A 16,451-nucleotide genomic window follows, 5' to 3' on the forward strand; every position below is an offset into this window, starting at 1 on the left:
TCTCGCGCTAGCCGAGTACGGCGAGCTGCTGGGTGAACCAGGCGTGGACGAACTGCCGGGTGCGGCTGCCCGCTGGGCAGGCTCTGCGAAGATGGGTATCGGCGCGGGTCAGGTGGTCGTCCAGGCGCTCGCGTACCGCGCGCTCGCCAAGCGTTGCCACCAGTGTCGATTTGCCGGCGTCCTGGTGGGCGTCCTTGCCGGTACCGCTCAGCCCATCGGCCAGGTCGTCGATCAGTTGAAAGGCCTGGCCGAGCTCCTGGGCAAAAAGCTCGAGGGTGTGGGTGGCGCTTTCGTCGGCCTCCGCGGCTAGCGTGGCAAGCGACAGCGTCGCGTTGAACAGCATGCCGGTTTTGAGCTCGTTGGCGGTCAGGATCGAATCGACGTCCCGCGCCTTGTCCCCTTCGCTCAAATCGAGGAACTGGCCCTGCACCAGGCCTTGCAGACCCACTGCGCGGGCCAGGGCCGCCACCGCAGCGGCGCGGCGCTCGCCGCCAAGGCCCGGGGCCTCGGCCACCATGGCGTAGGCGCGGCTCAAAAGCGCCACGGCGGCCAAAATGGCCACGCTCTCGCCGAACTGGCGGTGAATGGTGGGCCTTCCGCGGCGCAGGTTGGCGTTGTCCATACAGGGAATGTCATCGAGGATCAGCGAGGCGGCGTGAACCATCTCCACCGCGCAGGCGAGATCCAGCAGGCCGTCGAGTTCGGTCTGCACCCCCAGATCCTGCGCGGTCAGAAGTAACAGCAGCGGACGCACCCGTTTGCCCGGCGTAAGCGTGGCCTCGCGCATGGCGTTGGCGACCAGGTCGTGGCGGGGGCCTTCGGGCAGCCAGTGATCCAGGCGCTTCTCCAGCGACTCGCGCAGCGTCTGGATCTCATCTTCATGGCGTAACAGTTGGTCGGCGTCGGCGTTCATTGAAGCGGTCCCTGGGATTTCATTGTTCATGGCAGTGGCGGGCGTGAAAGGCAAAGCCCGCGCTGTTCGCCGGTCAAAGGGGCTTTGCCCGCGCCACTGCGATTGTAAAAAGAGTTTTAACATCAAGGGGCGAGGCGGGAAAGTCAATGCCGCCTTACTCGAGCATGGCGTGGAGCAGCTCCATGACGTGGTTGACTTCGTAAAGCGTCAGCGGGCCGTCCTTGGCAAAGCGTACGCGCCCGGCATCGTCGTGTACCACGACTGCCGAGCCGCCGCGTTCCAGGTTCCAGGCGTTTTGTACCGCACTCGACTCGTCCACCACGAATTGAACGGTGGGGACATCGCGTTTGCTGCTTTCGACGCTACGGCGTACGAACATGGCGCTGCCGAATACCGCGTCGTCGGTGTTGATGATCGTGGTGGTTTGAAAGCGCTCATTGGGAAAGTCCGCGGCTTCGATCGCCTCGATGATCGGCGTGTTCAGATCCTTGGCCGAAAGCCGCCCCGCAACGTGAAGCACCACGCCCACCTGGCCGGAAAGCTCGGCGCTGTCCCAGGCCTGATACCTGAGGGCGCCATCTGACAATACCAGCTCGCCGCGGTCCGCCACGCGTACCGGGGTGACCGGTTCGCCCTGTTCAAACGCGGCGGCGGGCGCCAGGGTGCTGGCTATCCATAGCGCGGCGGCAAAGGCCCAGCGGCCGGCGGTGACATTCAAAAAGGGTCGCATCATGCTCTTCTCCGGGCTGATGACGGGGAGGGGTATGGTCAAGGCAGCGCGCCGGTGCTGGCAAGGCCTGTCTGGTCGAGCCGGAAAAACTGCTGGCGGCTGCGCTCGACGTAGCTCAGCATTTCGTAGTAACGGCGGATGTTGCGCACGTAGATCACCGGCTCGCCGCCCCGAGCGTAGCCGTAGCGGGTCTGGCTGTGCCATCGGCGCTGCTGCAAAAGCGGCAGCGACTCGCGTACGTCTGCCCAAAGGCCCGGGTCGCCGCCGCGGCGGCGGGTAATGTCGCGGGCGTCGTACAGGTGGCCAAGCCCCACGTTGTAGGCGGCCATCGCCATGTAAAGGCGGTCTTCGCCGGTGATGTCGTCGGGCAGGCGCTCTTCCAGGCTTCTCAAATAGCGTGCCCCGCCGTCGATACTCTGCGCCGGATCGCGGCGGTTTTGCACGCCCATGTCGCTGGCGGTCGGGTGGGTCAGCATCATCACGCCCCGCACGCCGGTGGGCGAGACCGCCTCCGGGTCCCAGTGAGACTCCTGGTAGCCCACTGCGGCCAGCAGTTTCCAGTCGAAGCCGGTGGTTTCGGCGGCCCGTTTGAACAGCGGCGCGAACTCGGGCAAACGCTCGTCCAGGTGGCCCAGAAACGTGCGCGTGCCGACGTATTCGAGGTAGTCGTCGTGGCCGAAGTAACGATCGATCAAGCGATCCAGCACGCCGTTTTCGCGCTGCTCGTCCAAAAAGCGGTTGGCGGCGTCGAGCAGGCCAAGCCCCTGGCCTGCCGGCAGGGCCCAGGCAAGGGACAGCGGCTCGCCAATGGCGAACCCCCGCTCGACGTTGGGAAAGAACAGCCGGTTGACGCGAAACTGATGGTCGAAGATCACCGCGGCGTCGAGTTTTCCGGACTCGACGCTTGCCAGCAGCTCGGCAATTTCGCTCTCTTCCAGCACCTGCCATTCAAGGCCTGGTACCGAGTCTTCGAGGGTTTGCAGGGTCCGCTCGGTGCCGGTGGCGCTTAGCGTACCCACTTCGAGCCCGACCAGGTCCTGGGGCGTGTTGATTGCGTACAGCCCGCGGCGGTAGACCACCAGTGGCTGCATGTCGATGATCGCCCGGGTGTAGTGAATGCCGGGGGTCGACGGCGAGAGCGGCAGCGCCGAGGTGCCGATGTCGCCACGCTCGCGCACGGCGTCGAGCACCTCTTCCGGTGCGTGGCGGGCGTCAAGGTTGAGGCTAACGCCCAGGTGCTCGGCAAAGGCGTGCACCAGCTCGTACTCGAAGCCGGTGGGGCCCTGGCGGCCCTCGTAGTAGGTGGTCGGCGTGGTGCGGGTGTGCGCGGTGATGAAATCCTTTTCCAGCACGCGGTTTAGGTGTTCCTGGGGCGTTTTGCCGGCGGTCACGGGCACCATTACCAGCCATACAATACTGAGCAGTGCCCAGTAGAGGCGATAGTAGGCGAGAAAGTGTCGGCAATAGAGTGTCGGCATGGGGCGTGGTCGATGTAAAACAGGCAGTCACCATACCCAGCCTGGTAGTCACTGTCACCTTGTCGATTTCGTATCAAAGCCGCTTTCCAGTATCATGGCGGGATTGTCGCACTGCGGCTTGGTGATTTCCCGCTCGAACTCTCTTTGCTTTAGAGGCCCCCAGATATGCTCGAACTGCGAGGCGCGCCCGCCCTTTCTGCCTTCCGTCATGACCGGCTTTTAAAAGCGCTGCGTGAACGCGTTCCCGAGGTAACGGCCCTGGCCGCCCACTACGTCCACTTTGCCGATTGCGCCGAGCCATTGACGGATTTTGCGCAAACGCGTCTGGCAAGTCTTCTGGACTACGGAAGCTTCAGCGCCGGCGAGGAGGTCCAAAACGCGCTTCGGCTATGGGTCGTACCACGGCTGGGCACCCAGTCGCCCTGGTCCACCAAGGCGACGGATATCGCGCATAGTTGCGGGCTATCCAGCGTGCGCCGTATCGAGCGGGGTATCGAGTATCGCGTAGGGGGCGAGGGACTCGACGAGCAGAGCAAAGTCTTGATCGCCGAGGCGCTTCACGACCGGATGACCGAAACCGTGCTGTGGGAGGCCAGTGAAGCCCAAAAGCTCTTCACGCGGCTGGACCCGGCTCCGCTCGGCGCCGTGGACATCCTGGGCGGCGGGCGCGAGGCACTGGCGGTGGCCAACCAGGAACTTGGCCTGGCGTTGACCGACGACGAGATCGACTACCTGGTCGATGCCTTCGGTGAGCTCAACCGCAACCCAAGCGACGTCGAGCTGATGATGTTCGCCCAGGCGAACTCCGAGCACTGCCGCCACAAGATCTTCAACGCCGACTGGCTGATCGACGGCGAAGAGCAGCCTCAGTCGCTTTTCAAGATGATCAAGAACACCTTCGCTACTTCGCCGGACAACGTGCTCTCGGCTTACAGCGACAACGCCGCGGTGATCAAGGGCAGCCAGGCCGGGCGCTTTTTCCCCACACCCTTGACCGGGGCGGCGGGCGAGCGCGCTCAATACGGGGCCCATCAGGAGCCGATCCACATTCTGATGAAGGTGGAGACCCACAACCACCCGACGGCCATCGCGCCGTTTCCAGGAGCGGCCACCGGCTCCGGCGGCGAGATTCGCGACGAGGGCGCCACCGGCATCGGCGGCAAACCCAAGGCGGGGCTTGCCGGCTTTACCGTGTCCAACCTGCGTATTCCCGAATTCGTCCAGCCCTGGGAGGCCTTCGATTACGGCAAGCCCGAGCGCATGCAGTCGGCGCTTTCGATCATGCTCGACGGACCCATCGGCGGGGCGGCGTTCAACAACGAGTTCGGCCGCCCGAATTTGACCGGCTACTTTCGCACCTACGAGCAGGACACGCTCAGCGGTGACGCCATCAAGCGCCGCGGTTTCCACAAGCCGATCATGATCGCCGGGGGCTTTGGCAACATTCGCGCCCAGCACGTTCAAAAAGGCGATATCCCCATCGGGGGCAAGCTGATCGTGATGGGCGGGCCCTCCATGTTGATCGGTTTGGGCGGCGGCGCGGCATCGAGCGTGACCTCCGGCACCTCGAGCGCGGATCTCGACTTCGCCTCGGTGCAGCGCGAAAACCCGGAAATGGAGCGCCGCGCTCAGGAAGTGATCGACCGCTGCTGGGCGATGGGGGATAAAAACCCGATCCGCTTCATTCACGATGTCGGCGCCGGCGGGCTCTCCAACGCCCTGCCGGAACTGGTCAAGGACGGCAACCGCGGCGGGCTTTTCGACCTGCGCGCCGTACCCAACGCGGAGCCGGGCATGAGCCCGCTGGAAATCTGGTGCAACGAAGCCCAGGAGCGCTACGTGCTGGCCGTGGCGCCGGAAGACCTCGATACCTTCGAGGCGTTCTGTAAGCGCGAGCGCTGCCCTTATGCGGTGGTCGGCGAGGCGCTGGAAGAGCACCACCTGGAAGTGCGCGACGGCCACTTCGAGAGCAAGCCCGTCGATTTGCCCATGAGCGTGCTGTTCGGCAAGGCGCCGAAGATGCAGCGCGAATTCACCCGGCAGACACCGGAGCTCTCCGGGGTGATGCTCGACAACCTGGACCTGCGCGAAGCGCTGGACCGGGTGCTGCGCCTGCCCGCGGTGGCCTCGAAAAGCTTTCTGATCACCATTGGCGATCGCTCGATCACAGGCCAGGTCGCCCGCGACCAGATGGTCGGCCCCTGGCAGGTGCCGGTGGCGGATGTCGCCGTGACCACCGCAAGCTTCGACACCCACGCCGGTGAGGCCATGGCGATGGGCGAGCGCCCGCCGGTGGCGCTGATCGACGCGGCGGCCAGCGCCCGTTTGGCGGTGGCGGAGTCGATCACCAACCTGGCGGCTGCCCCCATCGGCAAGCTCTCGGACATCAAGCTCTCCGCCAACTGGATGAGCGCGGCGGACCGCCCCGGCGAAAATCAGGCGCTGTTCGATGCCGTATACGCGGTCGGCATGGAGCTTTGCCCTCAGCTTGGCATCGCCGTGCCGGTGGGTAAGGACTCGATGTCCATGCACACCGCTTGGCAGGGCGAGAACGCCAAGGGCGAAGCGGAGGAGAAGAGCATTACCTCGCCGCTTTCGCTGGTCGTCACGGGCTTTGCGCCGGTCACCGACGCGCTGGCGACCCTGACCCCGCAGATCAACATGGAGCAGGACGAGTCGGACCTGATCCTGATCGACCTGGGCGGCGGCCAGAACCGGCTGGGCGGCTCGGCGTTGGCTCAGGTGTATGGCCAACTGGGCGACACTTGCCCGGATGTCGATGACCCGGAAGACATCAAGGCTTTCTTTGAAGTGATCCAGGGGCTCAACCGCGATGGCAAGCTGCTGGCCTACCACGACAGAAGCGACGGTGGTCTGCTCGTCACGCTGCTCGAGATGGCGTTTGCCGCCCACGCGGGGCTCGAGATCAAGCTCGACTGGATGGTCGACGAGCCGGTAGAGGCGCTCAACGCGCTGTTTTCCGAGGAGCTGGGCGCGGTGATTCAGGTCAACCGCCAGCACACCGAAGAGGTGCTCACCCAGTTCGCCGTCGCGGGTATCGAAACCTGCGGTGTGATCGCAAGGCCGCGCTACGACGACCAGGTGCGGGTCACGCTGTTCGAAGAGCCGCTTCTGGAAACCACCCGGCAGTTGACCCAGCGCACCTGGTCGGAAACTAGCTACCGCATGCAGGCGCTGCGCGATAACCCCGAATGCGCGAAAAACGAGTTCGACAGCCTGATGGACGTGCGCGATCCTGGTCTCAGCGCCGCGCCCAGCTTCGATGTGAACGAAGACATCAGTGCGCCTTTCGTCAACACCGCCAGGCCCGCGGTCGCGGTGCTGCGCGAGCAGGGCGTCAACGGCCAGGTCGAGATGGCCTGGGCGTTCGACAAGGCGAAGTTTGAGGCCGTCGACGTCCACATGAGCGATATCCTCGAGGGCCGCGTGTCGTTGGACGAGTTCAAGGGCCTGGTCGCCTGCGGTGGCTTCTCGTTTGGTGACGTGCTCGGTGCCGGCGGCGGCTGGGCGAAGTCGATACTTTTCAACGAACGCGCCCGGGAGCAGTTCGCCGGTTTCTTTGGCCGCGACGACACCTTTACCCTTGGCGTGTGCAACGGCTGTCAGATGCTTTCGCAGCTCAAACCGCTGATTCCGGGGGCCGAGAGTTGGCCGTCCTTCGTGCGCAACGAATCCGAGCAGTTCGAGGCGCGGGTCTCCATGGTGCGGGTCGAGAAAAGCCCCTCGATTCTACTCAAAGGTATGGAAGGCTCGACGCTGCCCATCGCCGTGGCCCACGGTGAAGGCCGCGCGGAGTTTCGTGACAGCGCCCACCTGCGCCAGATGCAGTCGTCGAGCCAGATCGCGCTGCGCTATATCGATCACTACGGCCAGGTCACCACGCGCTATCCGGCCAACCCCAACGGCTCGCCGTCGGGTATTACCGGCCTCACCACGCCGGATGGCCGGGTAACGATCATGATGCCGCACCCGGAACGAGTGACCCGCGCGGTCACCAACTCCTGGCGGCCCAGCGAGTGGACCGAGGACGGCGCCTGGCTACGCCTGTTTCGCAACGCGCGCACCTGGCTTGGCTAGACCCTCGTTGATAAGTGAGCGTTAAGGCGTTTCAGGCGTAAAAAAAGCGGTGACAGGATGCGTTCCTGTCACCGCTTTGTCGTGACGGTTCATAATAGCGGTCAACCTGTTGCACTCATCTATTCAAGCGGATGGGAGGGGGCGTGTTGGCGCCGGTCGACAGCCGCAATGCCCAGCTCGTCTTCGAGATGACTCAGGCTCTTTTGATAGCGTTCGACCATGGCTTCGTAGCGGCCAAAGTCGTGACCGCAGTCCATACAGTAGACGTGGACCGTGTTGCGGCGGGTGGCGGGCAAGCGTTTCAACCGGCTACCGCAGGAGGGGCAATCGGCGCTAAAGTGGTTGGTAGACATGGCATACTCCTTCATGACGTCTTACATCCGCAAGAAATTAAAAAATGTTATCCCTGTCTCCCTGGGGGTGTGATTCACATTCTGGCAAAAAGTTCAATAGCAGGCTAACTAGTTGGTTGAAAACGCGGCATCGGCCTTTCCTACACTGCGTGGTTATCAGCGCCAGGCGGTAGAGCGGGTCATCGAACATTTTCGCGGGACAAGCGATCCTGGCGTGGTGGTGCTGCCCACCGGCAGCGGTAAATCCCTGGTGATTGCCGAACTTGCAAGGCTTGCCCGGGGGCGGGTGCTGGTGCTCGCCCACGTGCGCGAGCTGGTCGAACAAAATCACGCCAAGTACCAGGCCTACGGGCTCGAGGCGGATATCTTCAGCGCGGGGCTTTCGCGCAAAGAGGCGAGCCGCCAGGTGGTGTTTGGCTCGGTGCAGTCGGTGGTGCGCAACCTCGAATCCTTCGTTGATGAAAACTTCACGCTGCTGGTGATCGACGAGTGCCACCGGGTCTCGCTGGAGAAGGAGTCGAGCTACCGTCAGGTGATCGACCATCTTCAGCGCCAGAACCCAAACCTCAAGATTCTAGGCTTGACCGCCACGCCCTACCGGCTGGGTCAGGGGTTTATCTACCATCGCCACTACCACGGCATGGTGCGCGGCAGTGAGGCGTGCTTTTTCACCGACTGCGTGTTCGAGCAGCCGCTTCGCCTAATGGTCAAACAGCATTACCTGACCCCGCCGGAGCGCCTGGATATGGCCGTTGCGGGCTATGACTTCTCGGCGCTCGCGCCGGCGCAAAACGGCCTGTTTCCCGAAAAAGCGCTCAACGAGGTGGTGGCGGGCAGTCGGGCGACGCCGGGGATCGTGGCTCAGATCGTCGAGCGCGCCGAGACGCGCCAGGGCGTGATGATTTTCGCCGCCACCGTCGCCCACGCCGAGGAGGTCGCAAGTTACCTTCCGGCACAGCAGGCTGCGCTGATCACCGGCGCCACCCCGGCCCAGGAGCGCGAGCGACTGATCGCGGCGTTCAAGGCGCGCGCGCTCAAGTACCTGGTCAATGTCTCGGTGCTGACCACTGGCTTTGACGCCCCTCACGTCGATGTGATCGCGATTTTACGGCCCACCGAGTCGGTGAGTCTTTATCAGCAGATCGTCGGGCGCGGGCTCAGGTTATCGCCAGGCAAGGAGGACTGCCTGGTGCTCGACTACGCCGGCAACCCCTGGAACCTGTACGCCCCGGAGGTCGGTGAGCCCAAACCCGATAGCGACAGCGAGCCGGTGCAGGTGATTTGCCCGGCCTGCGAGCACGCCAATCTCTTTTGGGGCAAGCGCGACGGCGAGCTGGTCATCGAGCACTTCGGACGACGCTGCCAGGGGCTCATCGAGGACGACCAGGGCCGACGCCAACAGTGCGATTTTCGCTTTCGCTTCAAGGTATGCGAGCAGTGCGGCGCCGAGAACGACATTGCCGCCAGGCGCTGCAATGGCTGCCAGACGCTGCTGGTCGACGCCGACGACAAACTCAAGGATGCGCTGAAGCTCAAGGATGCCAAGGTGCTAAGAGTCAGCGGTATGCAGGTCGAGGCGACCACCAACGGCCGGGGGCTACCGCGCTTGAAGGTCACCTACTTTGATGAGGACGGGGCGAGCCTGAGTGAGTGGTTCGCACTCGAAACCGCCGGGCAGCGCTATGCTTTTTACCAGCGCTTTCTGCGCGAGCATCTGCGCGCGCCGGGCATCGAGTGGAAACCCACCAGCGCCGAGGAGGTCGCGGGTGATGCCTCTCGGCTGCGTCGCCCGGATTTCGTGGTGGGGCGCAAGGTAGGCCGCCACTGGCAGATTCGTGAAAAGCTGTTCGACTATCAGGGGCGCTTTCGCAAGGCCGCCGACGCCGGTGGCGATGCCCCTTAGCCCGCGCGCTGTTACACTGTGCGCATGTCCATGAATCTCTCCATGCAACCGTCCCTACGACTATCCATGCAACCGTCCATACAGCCGTCTATACGACTATCCATGCGACCGTCCCTCTGCCCGGCAGGCCTACTCGCGTGAGCGAAACGCTAGAGCCCGGCAGCGAGCATTCTGCTGAAGAGTCTCCCGTCGATGAACCGATGGTGGAGGCGCTTGGTCGGCTCTTCGACGAGCCGATCACCCGGATGCCCGAGGATCTCTATATTCCCCCCGAGGCGCTCAAGGTGTTTCTCGAGGCCTTCGAGGGGCCGCTTGATCTGCTGCTCTATCTTATCCGCCGCCAGAATCTGGATATTCTGACCGTCAACGTGGCGACCATTACTCACCAGTACATCGAGTACGTGGAGCTGATGAAGGCGATGCAGATCGAGCTTGCCGGAGAGTATCTGTTGATGGCCGCCATGCTTGCCGAGATCAAGTCGCGTACGCTGCTGCCGCGCCCGCCCAAGGAGGAGGGCGAGGAAGAGGAGGACCCGCGCGCCGAGCTGATCCGTCGCCTACAGGAGTACGAGCGGCTCAAGGAGGCCGCCGAAACCCTCGATACCCTGCCCCGGGTGGGCCGCGACTGGTTCAGCGTGCAGGCGGGGCTGCCGCCGATCGAAACCCGGGTCATTCACCCGGACGTCGAACTCGACGAGCTGTTGGGCGCGCTCACTCATATTCTGAAACGCGCGGAGCTGACCCAAAGCCACCAGATCGGCCGCGAGGTGCTCTCCACCCGCGAGCGCATGCTGAAAATCATGGAAATTCTGGGAGAGGACGCCGCGCAAGGGCGCTATACGCCTTTCGAGGCGTTGTTCACTCTGGAGGAGGGGCGCGGCGGCGTGGTGGTCACCTTCATGGCGATTCTGGAGCTTGCCAAGGAGGCCATGATCGATATCGTGCAGAACGCGCCACTTTCGCCCATTCACGTTCGCGCCCGCCAGGCGGCGCTGACCGACGCGCAGGAAAATACCGCCTTCGAGCCAGGCGATGACGCCCAAGACGCTTTTGAAGAGGATCCATCGTGACCACCACCACCCTCGACGAAATCATCGAAGCGGGGCTTTTGGCGGCCGGCGAGCCGCTGTCCGTCGAGCGCCTCGAAACGCTCTTTATGGAAGGTGAAAGCCCGGGCCCCCGGGCGCTACGCGAGGCGCTCGGCCGCCTGGGTGAGCGCCACGAAGCCGGCGCCCTGGAGCTGGTCGAAACCGCCTCGGGCTTTCAGCTGCGCATTCGCCCGCGGCTTTCCCGGTGGGTGTCCAGGCTTTGGGATGAACGCCCCCAGCGATACTCCCGAGCGCTTTTAGAGACGCTGGCGCTGATCGCCTACCGCCAGCCGGTCACCCGCGGCGATATCGAAGAGGTGCGCGGGGTGAGCGTGTCGAGCTCGATCATGCGCACGCTCATGGAGCGCGGCTGGATCCGCGTGGTCGGCCACCGCGACGTGCCGGGCCGCCCGGCGGTCTACGCCACCACCCGCAGCTTTCTCGACGACTTCGGTTTGAAGACCCTGGACGCGCTGCCGCCGATGCACGCCCTGGTCCATCAGGAAGAAGCCCGGCAGGAAGAGGCCCAGCAGGAAGAGCTTGCCATCGGCGATGACGCCAGCGCCCCGGCCGAGCAGGAAAACGCACCGCTGGATTCGAGCGAACCGGATAGCGAAAAGCCTGCGCCAGAAAAAACGTCCGAGTCTCTGGACGAGGCGCCGGAAACCGTGCAGGATGCGCCACCCAGTACGGGTGAGAGCGCTCAGGATACGAGCGCTCTCACCCCACACCACGCCGAGACGGCGTTAACCCCGCCGCTTAGCTTCGCCGATTTAGAGGCACGGCTAGCGGCGCGTGCGGCACAAAAGCGTGACGAGCCCACGACGACAGAGAAAAAGAGGTCCGACGACCATGAGCCAGAATAACCAAACCCCACCCCCCGGCAGCGAAAAGCTGCAAAAAGTGCTGGCCCGCGCAGGCTTTGGCTCGCGCCGGGAAATGGAAAACGTGATCAGTGACGGCCGCGTCAAGGTCAACGGCCACGTTGCCAAGCTTGGCGACCGGGTCGAAGAGCGCGATAAGGTCAGCCTCGACGACCGCCCGGTCTCGCTGCGCCCCGAATCCGAAGTGCCCCGGCGCGTTTTGATGTACAACAAGCCCGAAGGCGAGCTTTGCACGCGCAAGGACCCGGAAGGTCGACGTACGGTCTTCGAGCGCCTGCCGCGGCTCAAGGGCGAGCGCTGGATCGCGATTGGCCGGCTGGATATCAACACCAGCGGGCTTTTGCTGTTCACCACCGACGGCGAGCTTGCCAACCGCTTGATGCACCCCTCGACCCAGGTCGAGCGTGAGTACGCGGTACGCGTGATGGGCGAGGTCAAGCAAGAGAACATCAAGGCAATGGTCGACGGCGTGATGCTCGAAGACGGCCCGGCGCGCTTTACCGACGTGCAGGAGTTCGGCGGCGAAGGCATCAACACCTGGTTTCACGTGGTGATCATGGAAGGCCGCAACCGCGAGGTGCGTCGTCTGTGGGAGTCCCAGAGCCTGACCGTGAGCCGTCTGAAGCGCGTGCGCTACGGCAATATCTTTTTGGACAAGCGCGCCAAGGCCGGCGAGTGGATCGAGCTCAACCAGGACGAAATCGACGACCTGGCAACGCTTGCCCAGCTCGAAGCGCGCAAGGTACCCGAGCTCACCCCGGACGAGAAAAACCGCTGGAGCCGCGACAAGCACAAGCGCCGCCCGGTGCAGGCGATGCGCAAGCCCAAACCCAAGCGTGGCTAAGGCCGGCGCATATGGGTTGGCTGCTGTTGGGTCAATAGAGTGCAAGTGGCGATTAATGATCGGTAAAGTGTAAAAAGTACTTGCGAAAGCGTTGGGGTATCCGTACTATATGCATCCGTTCGAGGGGGTCGTTAGCTCAGTTGGTAGAGCAGTTGACTTTTAATCAATTGGTCGCAGGTTCGAATCCTGCACGACCCACCACCGGCGCAAAGGCATTTATTCTGCGCTGGCCCTTTTGAAAGTATCCGTACTTTTAAAAGTCTCAATAGAAGTATCGAACGCCTTGCCCTATAGCGCACATCGTGCCCTTGGCAGTTTGGGTCGTTAGCTCAGTTGGTAGAGCAGTTGACTTTTAATCAATTGGTCGCAGGTTCGAATCCTGCACGACCCACCAAATTCAGCGCCCCTGGCAGTTATCTGCCAGGGGCGTTTTGTTGTGTGCCCGTTCGCCGGGCCGGCAGTGGGTCAGTTGAACGACGAGAGCGCCTCACGGTACTCCAGGAAGGCTTCCCGACGCTGATCGATCAACGCCACCAAAGAAGGCTCGTTTTCCTGCTGGGCCACGTTTTTGGCAATCGCGAGTTGCTGAATGCCCCGGTCCACCCGGCCGGTCAGCTGAAGATACTCGGCCTGGGCCAGGTGCCCCCAGCCATTATGGCCGCTACGCCCGGCGGCGGTGCTCAAAAGGTTAAAGCCCTGCGGATTTTCCGGATAGCGCTCGGTCACGCGCCTAAGCAGCGAAAACGCCGCCTGAGGGTCGCGCTGAAGCTGCGCCTCGGCAAGCATCAATTGGGTGGGCAGGTAGTTGGGCATAAAGCGCAGCCAGCGCTCGCTGCGCGTGATCGCCTCGTCGATGCGGTTCGCCTGTAAGGCCACCTCGGCGGCGGAAGCGGGGATCATGGCGTAGTCCGGATACTCGGCGGCGAGTTGGTCGAGGCGCTGCAGGGCGGTGTCCACCTGGCCGCGGCGGGCGTCGATCAACGCCGCCAGGTAGCGCTGCGCGGGCTCCTCCCCACCGCCTTGTTCAAGGCGCGTGGTCGCCTGGCTTGGGGTATTGGCGTAAATGCTCAAAAGTGCCCGGGCGCGCATCATGTCGTAGAGGGTGTCGCTTTGGTAGCTGTCGGCCACGGTGAGCTGGGCCACCCGGGCCTGGGCGTCGCTCAGGCGGCTGTCCGATACCGGGTGGGTCAGCAAGAACTCCGGCGGTGTGCCGCCTTGCAGGCGCGCCATGCGCTGCATGGAGGAGAACATGCGCACCATCGCTTCCGGTTCATAACCGGCGTCGGCCATGGCCTGTAGGCCGATTCGGTCCGCCTCTTGCTCGAAGCGCCGCGAGTAGGAGAGCTGGTCCTGGATCACCGCGGCCTGGGAGCCCATGGCGGCGGCGATACCCGCATCGCCGCCGCCGCTAGCGGCGATCAGAATGCCGGCCAGCATGCCCGCCATGGCGGGTAGCTGGGTTTGCCCCGCGCGTTCGGAGCCGCGGGCGTAGTGGCGCTGAGACAGGTGGCCAAGCTCGTGGGCGAGTACCGAAACGAAAGCGCCTTCATCGTCGGCAAAGGCAAATAACCCCGAATTGATCCCCACCACGCCACCGGGTACCGCAAAGGCGTTGAGCGCGCGGTGATCCACCATCACCGTCGTGGTGTTCAAAGTGCCCAGCTGGCTATAAGGCGCAAGCCGGGCCACCAGGCTCTCCAGATAGTCGCTGACGATCGGATCCTGCCACTGCGGCGCCTGGGCGCGAAACTGCCTGAGCCAGGCGCGGCCAAGGCGAAACTCTTCCTGGCTGACCGAGGGCGCGGCCCCGCCAAGGCTTGGCAGTTGGCTGTTGTCGAAGGCTTGGCCTTGCGAGGGCAAAAGAACGCTTGCCAGTACCAGCGTAAACGCCAGGGCCCAGCGTGGCAGAAAACGAACGTGCGGCATGGCATCCTCTTCTAGTAAGACCTGCTCTGGAAAGCGGGGACGTGGATGTGACATTGATTCGAGCGGGGAAGTGCCGTTAAATCAAACGCAATCGAAGCTTAGTGATAACCAGGTTTATGCCACAATGCCAGCTTTGCCCAGGCATTTTAAGGGAGCCGCCATGGCCAGTGATGACGAGTTGGATCAAAACACGCCCGAGGCACCCGCGCCGGACGCGTTCGTGGACGCCTGTGGCCTGGCCTGCCCGCTGCCGCTTTTGAAAGCAAAGCAGGGGCTGGCGGGGCTCGAAAGCGGCCAGCTTCTGGAAATCGTCGCAAGCGATCAGGGGTCATGGCGGGATATCACCTCGTTCACCGAGCAGAGCGCTCACCGGCTTATCAAGCGCGAGCAGCGCGACGATAAGTACCATTTTTGGATACGCAAAGCAGAGAGTTCGCCTATATGACCATGCGCAACATCCTGAAAAGTTGGGTGGAACGCTACTTCTCGGACGAAGAAGCCCTGGTGCTTCTGTTGGTGCTGATCGCCGGGTTTGCCGCCATTATCTGGTTTGGCCGTATGCTGGCGCCGTTTTTCACCGCGCTGGTGCTGGCCTTTTTGCTGCAGGGCGTGGTGAACGTTTTCACCCGCCGCGGCGTGCCGCACCTGTTGGCCGTCATCATCGTCTTTTTGGCGTTTATCGGCGTGCTGCTGACCCTGGCCTTCATTTTGATGCCGTTGATCTGGAATCAATTGGTGGGGCTCGTGCAGGAGTCGCCGCGCATGTTCGCCAGCAGCCAGGCGTGGCTCGACGATCTTCAGGCGCGCTACCCCAACCTGATCACCCCGGACCAGATGCAGAGCTGGGTGGGCGTGGCTAGTCGCGAGATCAGCCAGCTTGGCCAGCGCGCGCTGACGCTGTCGCTGGCCTCATTGGGTAACGTGATGTCGATCATCATCTACCTGGTGCTGGTGCCGATTCTGGTGCTCTTCATGCTCAAGGATCGCGACAAGCTAGTGGGCTTCATTCTTTCGTTATTGCCGCAAAAGCGTACGCTTTTGACGCGCATATGGCGGGAAATGGATGTCCAGATCGCCAACTATATTCGCGGTAAATCCATCGAGATCATCATCGTGGGCACGGTGGCGTTTTTCACCTTCACGCTGTTTGGCCTGCCTTATACCGCGCTTTTATCGGTGCTGGTCGGCTTTTCGGTGTTGGTGCCGTTTATCGGCGCCGCCGTGGTCACGCTGCCGGTAGCCGCGGTGGCGGGCTTTCAGTTCGGTATCGGCGAGCAGTTCGCCTACGTGCTGCTCGCCTACGCCATCATTCAGGCGCTGGATGGCAACGTGCTTTCGCCGATTCTGTTCTCGGAGACCAACAACATCCACCCGGTGTCGATCATCGTCGCCGTGCTGTTCTTTGGCGGTATCTGGGGCTTTTGGGGCATCTTCTTCGCGATCCCCCTGGCCACGCTTTTAAAAGCGCTGGTTTATGCCTGGCCCAGGCGCGTCAATACCCGGCAGGCGCCCGAGGAGCCCGGCATCATGGTGACGGACGAAAGCAGGCTATAGCCCGGAAGCCGCGCTATAAAGCCACATCAAGCGCCCGCCAGCGTCTCTGGCGGGCGCTTTGGGTTAAGCGCTTTGCGGGTCGAGAGCCTGGGCCTCGGCCAGCACCTCTTCGACGTGGCCGGGTACCTTGACACCGCGCCACTCCTTGGCCAGTACGCCGTCTTTATCGATCAAGAAGGTGCTGCGCTCGATCCCCAAGTGCTCCTTGCCGTACATCTTTTTTAGCTTGACGACGTCGAAAAGCGAACACACCGTTTCGTCCTTATCGGAGATCAGCTCGAAGTTGAACGCCTGCTTGGCCTTGAAGTTCTCCTGGGCGCGAATGCCGTCTCGGGAGACGCCGATCACCACCGTGTTGGCCGCTGCGAACGCCTCCTTGTGGTCACGAAAATCGCCGCCTTCGGTGGTGCAGCCGGGGGTGCTCGCCTTGGGGTAGAAGTAAATGACCACCTGCTGGCCCTTGTAATCCGAGAGCGTTACGGTGGTGTCACTGGTCGCCGGGGCGCTGAAATCGGGAACGGGTTTGCCTACTTCTACGGCCATTGAAAAGCTCCTGTTACGAGGGGTGTCGCTCGATTACACGCAACTGGGCTCTCTGTGTCAAAGTCGGCGGGAGCACCTCTTGCCCGGTCAGGTGAAAACTTGGCGCGCTTTACGCTGTACAGGTTCGAGTGCGCTGA

General features: G+C 63.1%; 13 protein-coding genes and 2 tRNA genes. 9 read left to right on the forward strand and 6 right to left on the reverse strand.

Annotation, left to right across the window (positions count from 1 at the left end; genetic code table 11):
* Positions 1–7 precede the first annotated feature (7 nt).
* The 3 genes from ACWHVV_RS03005 to mltF all read right to left on the reverse strand — a co-directional run bounded on the left by ACWHVV_RS03005 (position 8) and on the right by mltF (position 3,121).
* Positions 8–913, reverse strand: coding sequence for a polyprenyl synthetase family protein (locus ACWHVV_RS03005; protein ID WP_447928013.1), 906 nt, complete (start codon positions 911–913; stop codon positions 8–10).
* Positions 914–1,067: 154 nt separating this feature from the next.
* Complete coding sequence (locus ACWHVV_RS03010) at positions 1,068–1,646, reverse strand: YtfJ family protein (protein WP_447928014.1); 579 nt, start codon at positions 1,644–1,646, stop codon at positions 1,068–1,070.
* Positions 1,647–1,681: 35 nt separating this feature from the next.
* The gene (gene mltF, locus ACWHVV_RS03015; protein ID WP_447928015.1) at positions 1,682–3,121 is read right to left on the reverse strand and encodes a membrane-bound lytic murein transglycosylase MltF; all 1,440 of its coding nucleotides are present in this window, start codon (positions 3,119–3,121) and stop codon (positions 1,682–1,684) included.
* 165 nt (positions 3,122–3,286) lie between these two features.
* Between mltF and purL the strand changes: the two genes are divergently transcribed.
* Positions 3,287–7,219: a phosphoribosylformylglycinamidine synthase gene (gene purL / locus ACWHVV_RS03020; protein WP_447928016.1), complete on the forward strand. Its 3,933-nt coding sequence runs from the start codon at positions 3,287–3,289 to the stop codon at positions 7,217–7,219.
* A gap of 119 nt (positions 7,220–7,338) precedes the next feature.
* Here the strand turns inward: purL and ACWHVV_RS03025 are convergent, their stop codons facing one another.
* Entirely contained in the window at positions 7,339–7,572 is a 234-nt protein-coding gene (locus ACWHVV_RS03025) for a hypothetical protein (RefSeq protein ID WP_447928017.1), read from the reverse strand.
* Positions 7,573–7,684: 112 nt separating this feature from the next.
* Here ACWHVV_RS03025 and ACWHVV_RS03030 point away from each other — a divergent pair, with 112 nt between their 5' ends.
* From ACWHVV_RS03030 to ACWHVV_RS03055, 6 genes are all read left to right on the forward strand, one after another.
* Entirely contained in the window at positions 7,685–9,475 is a 1,791-nt protein-coding gene (locus ACWHVV_RS03030; protein ID WP_447928018.1) for a DEAD/DEAH box helicase, read from the forward strand.
* Positions 9,476–9,675: 200 nt separating this feature from the next.
* The gene (locus ACWHVV_RS03035; RefSeq protein WP_447929113.1) at positions 9,676–10,545 is read left to right on the forward strand and encodes a segregation and condensation protein A; all 870 of its coding nucleotides are present in this window, start codon (positions 9,676–9,678) and stop codon (positions 10,543–10,545) included.
* The gene (gene scpB, locus ACWHVV_RS03040; protein ID WP_447928019.1) at positions 10,542–11,429 is read left to right on the forward strand and encodes an SMC-Scp complex subunit ScpB; all 888 of its coding nucleotides are present in this window, start codon (positions 10,542–10,544) and stop codon (positions 11,427–11,429) included. The genes ACWHVV_RS03035 and scpB overlap by 4 nt, the downstream gene beginning before the upstream one ends.
* On the forward strand, positions 11,416–12,291 hold the full coding sequence (gene rluB, locus ACWHVV_RS03045) for a 23S rRNA pseudouridine(2605) synthase RluB (RefSeq protein ID WP_447928020.1): 876 nt from the start codon (positions 11,416–11,418) through the stop codon (positions 12,289–12,291). Before scpB ends, rluB begins: the two co-directional genes overlap by 14 nt.
* A gap of 125 nt (positions 12,292–12,416) precedes the next feature.
* Positions 12,417–12,492 (forward strand) — tRNA-Lys (locus ACWHVV_RS03050).
* 117 nt (positions 12,493–12,609) lie between these two features.
* Positions 12,610–12,685: transfer RNA gene (locus ACWHVV_RS03055), tRNA-Lys, on the forward strand.
* A 71-nt stretch (positions 12,686–12,756) separates the two neighbouring features.
* Here the strand turns inward: ACWHVV_RS03055 and ACWHVV_RS03060 are convergent.
* Positions 12,757–14,217, reverse strand: coding sequence for a M48 family metalloprotease (locus ACWHVV_RS03060; protein WP_447928021.1), 1,461 nt, complete (start codon positions 14,215–14,217; stop codon positions 12,757–12,759).
* A 160-nt stretch (positions 14,218–14,377) separates the two neighbouring features.
* Here ACWHVV_RS03060 and ACWHVV_RS03065 point away from each other — a divergent pair, with 160 nt between their 5' ends.
* A complete protein-coding gene (locus tag ACWHVV_RS03065; RefSeq protein ID WP_447928022.1) occupies positions 14,378–14,662 on the forward strand; it encodes a sulfurtransferase TusA family protein in 285 nt (94 codons plus the stop codon).
* Positions 14,659–15,771 (forward strand): AI-2E family transporter, encoded by a 1,113-nt coding sequence (locus tag ACWHVV_RS03070; protein WP_447928023.1) that lies wholly within the window; start codon positions 14,659–14,661, stop codon positions 15,769–15,771. Before ACWHVV_RS03065 ends, ACWHVV_RS03070 begins: the two co-directional genes overlap by 4 nt.
* Positions 15,772–15,834: 63 nt before the next feature.
* On the opposite strand, the gene ACWHVV_RS03075 is transcribed toward ACWHVV_RS03070, so the two are convergent.
* The gene (locus ACWHVV_RS03075) at positions 15,835–16,314 is read right to left on the reverse strand and encodes a peroxiredoxin (protein WP_447928024.1); all 480 of its coding nucleotides are present in this window, start codon (positions 16,312–16,314) and stop codon (positions 15,835–15,837) included.
* Positions 16,315–16,451: the final 137 nt, after the last annotated feature.

This window comes from Vreelandella sp. EE27 (assembly GCF_968206495.1).